A 13,534-nucleotide genomic window follows, 5' to 3' on the forward strand; every position below is an offset into this window, starting at 1 on the left:
TTACATTTTTCAACTAAGTCTGTGTGTCCTCATAACGGGCTTCACAACATCAACTAAGATAGGTATTTCCATGTCAAGTAAGCTGGTACTGGTTTTAAACTGCGGTAGCTCCTCACTGAAATTTGCAATCATCGATCCGACTAATGGAGATGAATTTCTATCAGGTTTAGCTGAATGTTTTAATTTGCCTGAAGCTCGCATTAAATGGAAAATGGACGGTGAAAAACATGAGGCACCTTTAGGTGCAGGCGCTGCACATAGCGAAGCACTGAACTTCATCGTAAACACAATTCTTGCTGCGAAGCCTGAATTGTCAGCTCAAATTTCCTCTATTGGTCACCGTATTGTTCATGGTGGCGAGAAATTTACTTCTTCTGTTGTTATTGACGATGAAGTTATCGCGGGTATTAAAGCGGCAATCCCATTCGCGCCGTTACATAACCCAGCTCACCTTATTGGTATTGAAGAGGCGAGAAAATCATTCCCTCATCTGATCACCAAAAACGTAGCAGTATTCGATACAGCGTTCCATCAGACCATGCCTGAAGAAGCTTACCTGTATGCACTGCCATACGAATTATATTCCGAGCACAGCATCCGTCGTTATGGTGCGCACGGTACTAGCCATTTCTACGTTTCTCGCGAAGCGGCGAAAAAACTGAACAAGCCAGTTGATGAACTGAACGTTATCACTTGCCATTTAGGTAATGGTGGTTCAGTATCTGCTATCGTTAACGGTAAATGTGTTGATACATCAATGGGTTTAACTCCATTAGAAGGCTTAGTCATGGGAACTCGTAGCGGCGATATCGACCCTGCGATTATTTTCCACTTGCATGATTCATTAGGCATGAGCGTTGACCAAATCAACAAAATGCTGACCAAAGAATCTGGCTTACTGGGCTTAACTGGCGTGACTAGCGACTGCCGTTATGTTGAAGATAACTACGGCACTAAAGCGGATGCAACCCGTGCAATGGATGTGTTCTGCCACCGTTTAGCAAAATATGTTGGTGCGTACAGCGCGCTGATGGAAGGTCGTCTTGATGCAATCATCTTCACTGGTGGTATCGGTGAAAACTCTGCACAAGTGCGTGAAATCACGCTGAAGAAACTGGCAATTCTTGGTTTCGAATATGACCACGAGCGCAACTTAGCAGCACGTTTCGGTAAAGAAGGTGTTATCACCACCGACAACAGCCGCCCGGCACTGGTTATCCCAACCAATGAAGAGTTGGTTATTGCCCAAGATGCTGCACGCTTAACAGCATAAAGACTTTCTTGCCGCCAGCCTTATGCTGGCGGTACTGCTTTAGAGTAACCAAAAAACGAGGTTCCTGTGTCCCGTACAATTATGCTAATTCCTACTGGCACCAGCGTTGGTTTAACCAGCGTTAGTCTGGGTGTCGTCCGCTCAATGGAACAAAAAGGTGTCCAACTGAGCGTGTTTAAACCTATCGCACAACCACGCGTTTCCGGTAATAAAGACCAAACCACCGAAGTTTTACGTTCTCACTCCAGCATCACGACCATTGTTGAGCCTTTAACAATGGAATATGTTGAGTCTCTGCTGACTTCATCGAAGAAAGACATTCTGATGGAAGAGATCGTGGCTCGCTACCACGACCACACCAAAAATGCAGAAGTGATCCTGATCGAAGGTTTAGTCCCAACTCGCAAGCACTCTTTTGCTCAATCATTGAACTACGAAATTGCTAAAACCCTAGGTGCTGAAATTGTCTTTGTTACTGCACCGGGCAATAGCTCAATCCAGCAAATGCAAGAGCGTTTAGAGCTGGTTCGTAACGAATTTGGTGGCCAACGTAATGAAAGCATCATCGGGGTTATCGTTAACAAAGTTAACGCACCCGTTGATGAGCAAGGTCGTACTCGCCCTGACCTGTCTGAAATCTTTGATGATTCAACCAAAGCGACAGTAGCAAATATCGATGCCAAAGCGCTGGAGTGTTTAAATCTGCCCGTTTTAGCGTCAATTCCTTGGAACTTTGACCTGATTGCAACTCGTGCAATCGACATGGCAAAACACTTAAATGCAAAAGTCGTTAACGAAGGTGAAATCAATACTCGCCGCGTAAAATCCGTCACTTTCTGCGCACGTAGCATTCCACACATGCTTGAACATTTCCGCCCAGGTTCATTATTAGTGACCTCAGCGGATCGCCCTGACGTACTGGTATCTGCCTCTTTAGCAGCAATGAACGGCGTAGAAATCGGTGCTATCTTATTAACAGGCGGTTATGATATCGATGCACCTATTCGCAAACTTTGTGAACAAGCATTCGAAACTGGCTTACCTGTGTTTATGGTGAACAGCAACACATGGCAAACTTCGCTGAATCTGCAAAGCTTCAGCCTTGAAGTACCTGCTGATGACCATGAGCGTATCGAGAAAATTCAAAACTACGTAGCTCGCCACATTAGCAGTAACTGGATTGAATCTCTGGTTGCTGATTCTGAGCGCCCTAACCGTCTGTCTCCTCCAGCGTTCCGTTACCAGTTAACTGAACTGGCTCGTAAAGCAGGCAAACGTATCGTCCTGCCTGAAGGTGATGAGCCACGTACCGTTAAAGCAGCATCGATTTGTGCTGAACGTGGTATCGCGACCTGCGTATTGTTAGGTAATCCTGATGATATCCGCCGTGTTGCAGCATCTCAGGGTATCGAATTAGGCGCTGGCATCGAAATCGTTGACCCAATTAAAGTTCGCGAAGAATATGTTGCACGCTTAGTCGAACTGCGTAAGAGCAAGGGCATGACCGAAGTGGTTGCTCGTGAACAATTGGAAGATAACGTTGTTCTGGGCACATTGATGCTGGAAAAAGGCGAAGTGGATGGTCTGGTCTCTGGTGCGGTTCATACCACCGCAAACACCATCCGCCCACCACTACAGTTAATCAAAACTGCGCCAGGTAGCTCATTAGTTTCTTCTGTATTCTTTATGCTGCTGCCAGAGCAAGTATTTGTTTATGGTGACTGTGCGATTAACCCAGATCCAACAGCAGAGCAACTGTCTGAAATCGCAATTCAGTCTGCGGATTCAGCAAAAGCCTTTGGTATCGAGCCTCGCGTTGCGATGATTTCATACTCAACGGGTAATTCTGGTGCGGGTAGCGATGTTGAGAAAGTGCGTGAAGCAACACGTTTAGCGCAAGAAAAACGCCCTGACCTGATGATCGACGGCCCGTTACAGTACGATGCAGCGGTAATGGCAGATGTGGCTAAATCTAAAGCGCCAAACTCACCAGTTGCAGGTAAAGCAACGGTGTTTATCTTCCCAGACTTGAACACTGGTAATACGACCTATAAAGCAGTACAACGTTCTGCTGACTTAGTCTCTATCGGTCCAATGCTGCAAGGTATGCGTAAACCTGTTAACGACTTATCCCGTGGTGCACTGGTAGACGATATTGTTTACACCGTTGCACTGACTGCGATTCAAGCGGTACAAAACGAAAACGCATAATCTTAGTTATTAAGTATTGAGTTAAAAGGTCAATCCAGAAATGGGTTGACCTTTATTTTTTCATCGCTATCTGAAAATAATGTTCCTCCCATTTCATATCATTAACCTCTATATTTTCACAAAAAATTGAGGTTAATTATGATTCTTCCCCATAGAGTTCGTATTAAGTTTGAACAGATAAAACTAACAGATCATTTTAAAAACACCGCTGAGAATGAGTTTTCCCGCAATATAATTGGCATTAAAAATATCCAAGAAGCCGAAAAAGGTGTCTGTTATGGATTAACACATGCTTTCTTATTTTATGCCCATGCAAATGATGAAACGAGATATATAAAAAATCTGGCATACGCATTAAAAAAAGCACATAACCACAAAGAAAATACTCGTCACTATCGCACTTTTTTAAATGATGCTTTCTATCAAATTATTTATAAACAAGCATCAGTTGACTATGCCCTTCACATTGACAACGCCATGAAAAAGTTTGATTTTTCAAATGATAGCAGTGAATTAAAACAAAAAAATATGCTTATTTACATCAGTGAAATCTTTTTTAAAAATAGCGCATTGTTACTCGATAATATAAAAGAAGATGATGCTATCAACTTTAAAAAAGCATTACATCAGCTATATTCTTATGCATATTCCACATCCGCAAACGCCAGGGAGGATATATTAAAAGGAAAAAGCCACTTTGAATGTCATTTAATAAAGCTAACTGCTCGAGAAATTAAGAAAAAATGTTCTAACCTTGTACAAGATGACTTATCACTGAACGGCATTAAACCATTTTTTGAACTGGTTAAAAATCACCAAAAAAAAATCATTAAGTACCAAATAATACAAAAAAATAGCCAATATAATATAAAGTATGATACCTATACGATTATTGATAATAATATAAAATTAAATCCGCAAAATTATATAACCTTCGAGCAATTCAAACAGCGTATTAATAATCGACTACAGCAACAGAAGGATACCATTTGTGATTTTATTACTAGAAATCATGCCATGGGGATCACAATTAAACATATCAACGATAAAGTTATATTCAAGTTCTTTGAACCTAATAAAGGCCTTTATATAACAGAAAATAAAAAAAGTTTTTTAATCTCATTGAAAAAACAATGTCTCAGCAAGCATGCTTAGTGAATGCTCAAAACGAGAAAATCATCGAGATTAATACCTCCTACGCCGATAAACTTCATCAATATCCGCTATCCAATAAAATCAAAGAACCTAAATTTTATAAATCATAAAAATACAAAAGGGCTACTTCGGTAGCCCTTTATTCAATACCCGTGTTTTACTCTGGGCTTGCACAACTAATCGCCTTATCCGCTTCATTATTACGTGTTAACCATAATGAAAGTGCTTTGAGTGAATCTGGCGTGAACTCATCGCAACGAGCAGTAATTTCCTTCGGTGTCAACCAGCTTACTTCCGCGACTTCACTTTCTTGCAAAGCAAAAGGACCGTGGCTCACACAACTAAATAACCCACCCCACACACGGCAAATTTCATTTTCATAGTAGAAAGTGCCATGCTCTGCAAACGGAACGCCAGCAATCCCCAATTCTTCTTCAGCTTCGCGCTTAGCTGATTCAAGAATCTGTTCATCTTGTATCACGACACCGCCCGCCGTGGCATCCAAAAGCCCTGGGTAGAAATCTTTAATGTCTGTTCTTCGCTGCACCAGAATTTTACCCATGCCATCGTGCACCACGATATAGGTCGCGCGGTGGCGTAAGTTTTCTGCACGCATTTGGCTACGAGTTGCTTGCGCTATTACATTATTATCTTCGTCAACGATATCTACCCATTCGACGAATTCGGTCTGTTGTTCCATCCTGAAAACCTTATTTAGCTTGCCCACCAAAATACTTTGATACAAGGTATTCTTTTCGCATATATGTTGCAAGGGATCCTAACCAAATTTGACCTTGCTTTCCATCACAAAAATCAATGCATCTCTTTAAGATACAGTACAAAATTCTTTTTTTTGAAGCGTTAACTGAAACCCAACAATTCCCATTTGCAAATGCTATAGTTATCTTTACAGGGTGGTAAAAATTGGATTATTTAAAGTGTGATAGCGCTTTAAATAGGGGGATAAAAAATGAGAATTCTAATAACAGGCGGAACAGGGTTAATTGGTACCCAACTGGTTCAAACGTTAGTGATGCATTCACATCAGGTCACCGTGTTAAGCCGTTCACCACAAAAAGTATACAGTTTATTTTGTAAAGCCGTTGAATGCTGGACAACCCTTCAAGATAAAACCTCTCTTGATGGCTTTGATGTGGTCATCAACCTTGCCGGTGAACCTATCGCAGAAAAACGTTGGACGGCAGCACAAAAACAGATCCTTTGTGATAGCCGCTGGAAAATTACGCAGCAATTGACGAATTTAATCAAAGCTAGTCAAAACCCGCCGAGCGTATTCCTGTCAGGCTCTGCCGTTGGTTACTATGGCGACCAAGGTCAATCCGTCGTGACGGAAGAAGATCAACCCCATGATGAATTTACCCATCAACTAGCTGCTCGCTGGGAAGCTATCGCCCAAGAAGCACAATCGGATAAAACCCGAGTTTGTTTACTACGTACTGGATTAGTTTTATCCCCTAACGGCGGTTTGCTCGCTAAAATTCTGCCTATTTTTAAAATGGGTGCTGGTGGACCGATTGGTCACGGAAAACAATTTATGCCGTGGATCCATATTAACGATATGGTGAAGGCGATTTTATTCCTAATGGAGACGCCAATCCTCTCCGGCCCATTTAATATGACCTCGCCTTACCCTGTCCATAATGATCAATTTGCCGCCATGATGGGGGATGTCACCAACCGCCCTTCCTTTATCCGCACCCCTGCATTTGCAGTCAGAGGTGTGCTTGGGGAATCCGCGACATTATTACTTGGTGGACAACAAGCCATACCTAAACGTTTAGAAGAGGCGGGCTTTGAATTTGAATTTATTGAGCTGAGAATTGCACTTGAAGATTTGTTAGCACCAAAATCATGATTATTTTAAAAACAGGCACTATTTAGCGCCCTGCCAACGGGTAAATAAATCTTGTTCAAGCTCGATATCAAATTGGTCAAGAACGCGATTAACAGTCTGGTTAACAATATCTTGAATAGATTGAGGCTGGTGATAAAACGCAGGCATTGGGGGCATAATCACCGCTCCCATTTCTGCGGCTTGTACCATCAATTTCAAATGGCCAATATGCAGTGGTGTTTCACGCACGCCCAGCACCAACTTTTTCCCTTCTTTCAAAACGACATCTGCGGCACGGGTAACTAACGTGTCTGTATAGCTGTGAACGATGCCAGAAAGAGTTTTCATGGTACACGGCATGATTACCATACCCACAGTACGAAAAGAGCCTGAGGAGATAGCAGCGGCGATATCGCGGCTATCATAAACATGGTCCGCAAGCTGTTGTACATCTTTAACACTGAATTCTGTTTCCAGTGCTAATGTCTGACGCGCAGCTGCACTCATCACTAGGTGGGTTTCCACATCTTTCACAGGTTTGAGCACTTCCAACAATCGAATTCCATAGATTGCTCCACTCGCGCCTGTTAACCCAATGATCAATTTTTTCATGTTCAGCCCCAATTCACGTAATTTCTTGCATTATATATTAAATATCGTGAAGTAGTGAGTGAGGAACCTTATGTGGCCTTAAGGAAGGTAAAGACAATAAAAATAGAGAGCTGATTTTTCAGTTCTCTATTCTAGACAGATTAGTTCGATTGGGTTGATGCTTTTTTCTGTCCTGCTATTTCAGGAGCTCTAGTCTTAAAATGTTTAGATGTTAAAGCCTTAGCATTAGATAGCACCAATAATCGTAACTCTTCAGTAGTTAACCGTTTAGTTTTACCGTTATTCATATTTAGCCTCTAAAAATAAATATGCATAAACATATTGAATGCAGCAATAGTATTATTGCTCTTACTGTTTAAAATTCAATTAGAAATAATCTAATTCATTGTTCTTCAATGTTTTCTCTGAATAGATTTAACTGAGCCAACTGTAATTCTTCAACAGTTGCATACATTACTAATTCATTTTCTAATAACTTAAAACCAAACTTTTCATAATACGAAATCAATTCTGGATGAGGCTCTATAATATAAACCCCTTTACTATCTGAATATTGTGACAAAAAAAACATCGTAGCCACAATAACAAACATTGTTAGTCGCCCTGATAGCGGATGATGGGGATTATTTCTCACAAACGATTCAATGAGAGAATGTGTAACTCACCATTTTCAGAGGCATAAATACCCAGCATGGCACCATCAATATTAGATTCATCATCTAACCTGATCCCTAGGTGAAAACTACTCTCACCCAGATAATGCGGAAATTTATCTCTCCAATTCAATATTGAGCGTTCATCTCTAGTTAAGGATTCAAAATCATCTTCACAAAGGGCATCGACTTTTAAACCTAATTGAGTGCTATCTATGAATTCTTGCAATAATTCAATCGTTTTAGAAAGATTAGATGTTAATGACAAAGTTCACTCCTAAATCTCGAATTTAATATTCAACATTTAAATACAGAGCAAAACTTTACTCACTGAATAAGCAGTCATCAATAAAGGAAACTTGAACGGAGGGTAATTCAGACTAACTTCATTTTCAGCTTAGTTTTAGATTTAATCCTCTAAATAATTCATGTTGTAGCTAGGCGACAAGTTAGCTAATCCCTAGGAGCATACACAAGTATGTGACTAGGGTTAGCTAATGCAGCCAACAACGCTACAGCGTGAAGTATGACGAGGATTCCCTAACGTTTAGCCTTCGTTGTAAATCTCTAAATCCTCAACATCACTCTGATCTTTCAACTTCAACTCATCATCTTTGCGCAGATTTTCTAGATAGTCTAAATAGCTTTGGTCGATATCTTTGGTCACGTAGATGCCATCAAATACTGAACATTCAAATTCATTGATTTCCGGATTTTCTTCACGAACCGCATCAATGAGGTCGCTGAGATCTTGGAAAATTAGACCATCTGCGCCAATCAGCTTACGAATTTCATCCACTTCTCGACCATGTGCAATCAACTCATTCGCATTTGGCATATCGATTCCGTAGACGTTAGGGAAGCGAACTTCTGGTGCGGCTGAAGCAAAGTAGACATTCTTTGCACCCGCTTCACGAGCCAGTTCAACGATCTGTTCTGATGTGGTACCGCGCACAATAGAGTCATCCACCAGCAGAACGTTTTTATCGCGAAACTCTGCACGGTTAGCATTCAGTTTACGGCGCACGGATTTACGACGTTCTTGTTGCCCAGGCATGATAAAGGTACGTCCAACATAACGGTTTTTCACAAAACCTTGGCGATACGGTTTATCTAGGATATGGGCGATTTCTAACGCGATATCGCATGAGGTTTCAGGGATTGGGATCACCACATCAATATGCAGGTCTTCCCATTCACGAGCAATTTTCGCGCCCAATTTTTGCCCCATACGTAATCTTGCGTTATACACCGAGATTTTATCGATAAACGAATCTTGGCGAGCAAAATAAACATATTCAAAAATACACGGTGTCAACTGCGGGTTCTCTGCACATTGGCGGGTAAATAATTTGCCATCTTCAGTGACATATACCGCTTCGCCTGGTGCAACATCACGTAGGAATTCGAAACCTAAAGTATCGAGTGCCACACTTTCAGAGGCAACCATGTATTCATGTTCGCCAGTCGCTAGAATACGGCGACCAAGGACTAATGGGCGAATACCGTGAGGATCACGGAATGCCACCATCCCGTGACCAATAATCAATGCCACGCAAGCATAGGCACCACGGATTTTTTTGTGCATTGATGCTACAGCACTAAAAATGTTGTCGGGTTCGAGAGGAAAATGATCAAACTTATCTAACTCGTATGCTAATACGTTTAGAAGAATTTCGGAGTCTGACGTGGTATTCACATGGCGACGTGCTGTTTCAAATAGGCTCCGAGCAAGTTCGTGAGCATTTGTCAGGTTACCATTATGTGCAAGGGTTATACCAAAAGGAGAGTTAACGTAAAAAGGCTGGGCTTCAGATGCGCTGGAGCTACCCGCAGTTGGATAACGCACATGCCCAATACCCATCGAGCCTTGAAGGCGCAGCATGTGGCGCGTTTCAAAGACGTCTTTTACTAAACCATTTGCTTTACGCAAACGGATATTGTTTTTACCATCAATAGTCGCAATACCCGCTGCATCTTGCCCACGATGCTGCAGCACCGTTAACGCATCATAAATTGATTGGTTTACCGGTGAAACACCGGCGATACCGACAATACCGCACATTTAGTCTTTCCTCATCAGCCAGACGGAGAGATATTCTCCGGTAGGAAACTTGACGCATTTTGCAGGTAGTCAAAAAACCACCTAATAATATGACTGAACTGCGGAATAAGCTGTGAACGATGCCAATCCTCACTTTGAGGAAGCGGTGTAAATGTATCGAGAAAGAACAACAGCGCCGATACAATTAATACCCCACGCAACGCACCGAAGCAGATCCCCAGTACACGATCTGTACCCGATAATCCGGTTTTTTGCACTAATGAGCTAATCACATAGTTCACCACTGCACCGACGATCAATGTCGCGATAAACAGTGCTGCAATCGCAATACCATTACGAACTAAGACATCTTCAAAGTTCGTAAAGTAGCTCGCTAAGTAAGGATAAAACGTGCTTGCTACGAAGAACGCGCAACCCCAAGTGATTAACGATAATGCCTCACGTACAAATCCACGGATCAGGCTTACCAGTGCCGAGAAGCCAATAATGGCGATAATTGTGTAATCAATCCAGACCATATTTCATTCCAAAATTCGCATTCACGTCAGCGGCGAATGCATTCTAACAGAAAACGAAAACGTTTGCGTAACCATTTTTCATTGAATTTAAAAAAATCAGCGGCGAAAAGAAAAAATCATAATCGCCGCAGTAAGTTACTAAATACCCTTATTTTTTAGGGATAACTGAATGTCAATTTAAGGCTTAAAGGCTTGGATTATCCCTTTTGTACCCGTAATTGTGTTCAGTTCAGGTAAAGCTGACTCAAGCTTCTGCCTTGATGCTTCTGGCCCCACATAAATACGGGTTAATTTGTTGTTCACCGGTTGCGCTGGCACCGTATAAACCTGATACCCAGACAATCTTAGCTTCGCCACAATTTCTTCAACCTTGCTGGCATTATTGAGGGCAATCACTTGCACCACATACGCTTTACCTTGAGGTTCTTGTTTTGGCTCTGGTTTCGGTTCCGGCTTTGGTTCTACCTTAGGCTTAGGCTCAGGTTTTGGCTCTGGCTTAGGCTCCGGTTCTACCCGTGGTTTTTCTGGAGTGACATTAGCTGGAATGGCGCTTCCATTTTGATTCACCACGTTTTGACTATTATTACTTTGATTTGCACTGTTTGCGGCTACAGGAGGCTGCTCACTTTGCTTTTGCTCAGTGATGGCTTCCGATAACATCGCTTCAGAAGTTCCTTCAGAAGAAGCGGTCGATGCGCTGTGTGTAATTGGCGCAATAGACTCTATATCTTCTTCATCACCCGGTTTGGGAATAATCGGAATGGCTGCAAATTCATTTTCATTGTATTTCTTATCGCCATCCAGTAATGCGGGCAATACGATGACCCCTGCGGCGACTAAAACAATGACGCCAGCAAGACGATTTTGGAATTTACTAGCCACTGGCTTTATCCTTCTGTTTTCTCTAATAACATCATGACATGAGCTACGGTATGGAATGACCCACACACCACAATCACATCTTGTGGTCGCGCATCCGCACATGCTTGTTGCCAAGCTGCTTCCACGGAATCAAACTCATGGGCACCGTCAACATGCTGACTAAGCTCAGTCACATCTGCACCACGAAACTCTCTTAGCGGTGCAAGATACCAGTCAGTTACTTGCTGGGATAAACAGGTTAATGTCCCTTGAATATCTTTATCCCCCAGCATTCCCACCACCGCACGAATTCGACGACCTTCTGTCACCGGTAATTGCGCGAGTTTGGAGACTAAATAGCCTGCTGCATGAGGATTATGGGCTACATCCAAAATCATTAACGGGTGTTCGCCAATGATCTGAAAACGTCCCGGTAACTGAGCCGTACTTAAACCTTGGTGAATAGCTTGGTCAGTGATTTTCTGTGCTAGCTGGGCATCAATCTCCATCAAGCAGCTGATCACACCCATCGCGGTTGCTGCATTAGCCAACGGCACATTCGGTAAGGGTAAATTAGCCCATGAACGCTGAGAACTTTCCCAAGACCAATGTTGCCCCTGCTCTTGGTAATACCAATCCTTGCCACGACGAAACAGCATAGTGCCTATTTTATCGGCATAAGCGCCTATAGAAGCCGGCATATCAGGCTCGCCCACCACACCATAATGACCTTGACGGAAAATACCCGCTTTCTCATGACCAATATGCTCGCGGTCAGAACCTAGCCAATCGGTATGATCAAGCGCAATGCTGGTGATTGCCGCAATATCTGCATCCACTACATTGGTTGCATCAAGGCGACCGCCTAACCCTACTTCAAGGATCACAATATCTAACTCAGCTTGCTTAAATAATTGTAGTGCAGCTAAGGTGCCATATTCAAAGTAGGTTAATGAAATATTTCCACGCTGCGCTTCGATAGTCGCAAATGCTTGGCAAAACTCACTTTCAGTAAGCTCTTTACCTTGGATTCGGACGCGTTCCGTGTAGCGTACTAAATGTGGAGAACTGTAGACCCCTACTTTCAAACCCGCAGCCATCAAAATAGATTCAAGTGTATGGCAGGTTGTGCCTTTACCGTTTGTGCCGGTGACAGTGATGACGCGAGGAGCAGGTTGAGTGAGATGCATTTGACGGGCAGCTTGCCCTACTCGTTCCAACCCCATATCAATATTTTGGCTATGCAGGTCAGTGAGATAAGAAAGCCAAGCCTCCAATGGAGACTTGGCTGTAGGAATGATTAGATTACTCATCATCTTTTTTATGTTTAGCGCCTTTTGCTTTATCTGCACCATCGACAGCATCAGCAAGGTCAATTTCCACGTCAACCACTTCAACAACCAGCGCTGGTGCGGTGTTCAGACTTGGTTGGTTGGTTAACATCGCTAGGACATCAGCCAGACGATCACGCATATCTTGACGACGCACGATCATGTCAATTGCCCCTTTTTCCAGCAGGAATTCACTGCGCTGGAAACCTTGAGGTAATTTTTCACGAACGGTTTGTTCGATAACGCGAGGACCCGCGAAGCCAATCAGTGCTTTAGGCTCAGCCACGTTGATATCGCCCAACATTGCTAAACTTGCAGAAACACCACCCATGGTCGGGTCAGTCAGTACAGAAATGTACGGTAAGCCACGTTCTTGCATTTTCGCCAGCGCAGCACTGGTTTTCGCCATTTGCATCAGAGACAGCAGCGCTTCTTGCATACGCGCACCACCACTGGATGAGAAGCAAACTAATGGACAGTTATCTTCCAACGCTTGTTCCACAGCACGGACAAAACGTGCGCCCACAACCGATGCCATTGAACCACCCATAAAGGAAAATTCAAACGCTGCCGCAACAACAGGCATCTCTTTGAGCGTACCTTTCATCACGACGATAGCATCTTTTTCACCCGTCTCTTTCTGGGCGGAGCTAATTCTGTCTTTGTATTTTTTAGAGTCGCGGAATTTGAGCACATCTTTTGGCTCTAATTCGCTACCTAATTCCGTTGTTGAGTTTTCATCAAGGAAAGATTCAAGGCGTTGGCGAGCATGAATTCGCATATGGTGGTCACATTTTGGACACACTTGTAGGTTACGCTCAAGCTCAGCACCGTAGAGGACTTGCCCACAGCTATCACATTTAGTCCAAACACCTTCAGGGATGTTTGCTTTATGGGATGGGGTTGAAGTACCTTTTTTTAAAATTTTCTCAATCCAGCTCATTAATGGACCTTTTTGTCTGATTGCACTCTGACGACACTTCAAATAATACCGCCCCTG

14 protein-coding genes are annotated in these 13,534 nt (G+C 42.9%); 4 read left to right on the plus strand and 10 right to left on the minus strand.

What is annotated here, in order from left to right; genetic code table 11:
• Positions 1-70: 70 nt before the first annotated feature.
• The 3 genes from ackA (at position 71) to HFU86_RS12130 (ending at position 4,639) form a co-directional block, all read left to right on the plus strand.
• Positions 71-1,273 (plus strand): acetate kinase, encoded by a 1,203-nt coding sequence (ackA, locus tag HFU86_RS12120; protein WP_036952711.1) that lies wholly within the window; start codon positions 71-73, stop codon positions 1,271-1,273.
• Positions 1,274-1,354: 81 nt separating this feature from the next.
• Entirely contained in the window at positions 1,355-3,484 is a 2,130-nt protein-coding gene (pta, locus tag HFU86_RS12125; RefSeq protein WP_207910770.1) for a phosphate acetyltransferase, read from the plus strand.
• Between the two features lie 138 nt (positions 3,485-3,622).
• A complete protein-coding gene (locus HFU86_RS12130; protein ID WP_255425976.1) occupies positions 3,623-4,639 on the plus strand; it encodes a hypothetical protein in 1,017 nt (338 codons plus the stop codon).
• Between the two features lie 157 nt (positions 4,640-4,796).
• Here HFU86_RS12130 and yfcD read toward each other — a convergent pair whose 3' ends face one another.
• Positions 4,797-5,339 (minus strand): NUDIX hydrolase YfcD, encoded by a 543-nt coding sequence (yfcD, locus tag HFU86_RS12135; protein ID WP_187129342.1) that lies wholly within the window; start codon positions 5,337-5,339, stop codon positions 4,797-4,799.
• Between the two features lie 270 nt (positions 5,340-5,609).
• On the opposite strand from yfcD, the gene HFU86_RS12140 reads away from it, so the two are divergent.
• Entirely contained in the window at positions 5,610-6,515 is a 906-nt protein-coding gene (locus HFU86_RS12140; protein WP_187129343.1) for a TIGR01777 family oxidoreductase, read from the plus strand.
• Between the two features lie 18 nt (positions 6,516-6,533).
• Here HFU86_RS12140 and HFU86_RS12145 read toward each other — a convergent pair whose 3' ends face one another.
• From HFU86_RS12145 to accD, 9 genes are all read right to left on the minus strand, one after another.
• A complete protein-coding gene (locus HFU86_RS12145) occupies positions 6,534-7,106 on the minus strand; it encodes a UbiX family flavin prenyltransferase (protein WP_187129344.1) in 573 nt (190 codons plus the stop codon).
• 140 nt (positions 7,107-7,246) lie between these two features.
• Positions 7,247-7,393 carry a hypothetical protein gene (locus HFU86_RS12150; RefSeq protein ID WP_187129345.1) on the minus strand — a complete coding sequence of 49 codons (147 nt, stop codon included), beginning with the start codon at positions 7,391-7,393 and terminating at the stop codon, positions 7,247-7,249.
• A 95-nt stretch (positions 7,394-7,488) separates the two neighbouring features.
• Positions 7,489-7,698 (minus strand): hypothetical protein, encoded by a 210-nt coding sequence (locus HFU86_RS12155; RefSeq protein ID WP_187129346.1) that lies wholly within the window; start codon positions 7,696-7,698, stop codon positions 7,489-7,491.
• Between the two features lie 38 nt (positions 7,699-7,736).
• The gene (locus HFU86_RS12160; protein WP_132495456.1) at positions 7,737-8,027 is read right to left on the minus strand and encodes a hypothetical protein; all 291 of its coding nucleotides are present in this window, start codon (positions 8,025-8,027) and stop codon (positions 7,737-7,739) included.
• Positions 8,028-8,306: 279 nt separating this feature from the next.
• A complete protein-coding gene (gene purF / locus HFU86_RS12165; RefSeq protein WP_036952698.1) occupies positions 8,307-9,824 on the minus strand; it encodes an amidophosphoribosyltransferase in 1,518 nt (505 codons plus the stop codon).
• Positions 9,825-9,838: 14 nt separating this feature from the next.
• Positions 9,839-10,342, minus strand: coding sequence for a colicin V production protein (gene cvpA / locus HFU86_RS12170; RefSeq protein ID WP_132495458.1), 504 nt, complete (start codon positions 10,340-10,342; stop codon positions 9,839-9,841).
• A 177-nt stretch (positions 10,343-10,519) separates the two neighbouring features.
• Positions 10,520-11,224 (minus strand): cell division protein DedD, encoded by a 705-nt coding sequence (gene dedD / locus HFU86_RS12175; protein ID WP_187129347.1) that lies wholly within the window; start codon positions 11,222-11,224, stop codon positions 10,520-10,522.
• Between the two features lie 5 nt (positions 11,225-11,229).
• Positions 11,230-12,519, minus strand: a complete 1,290-nt coding sequence (folC, locus tag HFU86_RS12180; RefSeq protein ID WP_187129348.1) for a bifunctional tetrahydrofolate synthase/dihydrofolate synthase — start codon at positions 12,517-12,519, stop codon at positions 11,230-11,232.
• Positions 12,509-13,477, minus strand: coding sequence for an acetyl-CoA carboxylase, carboxyltransferase subunit beta (accD, locus tag HFU86_RS12185; protein WP_108478580.1), 969 nt, complete (start codon positions 13,475-13,477; stop codon positions 12,509-12,511). The genes folC and accD overlap by 11 nt, the downstream gene beginning before the upstream one ends.
• Positions 13,478-13,534 lie beyond the last annotated feature (57 nt).

Origin of the sequence: Providencia sp. JUb39, from assembly GCF_012272845.1 — a bacterium.
GTDB classification, from domain to species: domain Bacteria; phylum Pseudomonadota; class Gammaproteobacteria; order Enterobacterales; family Enterobacteriaceae; genus Providencia; species Providencia lanzhouensis.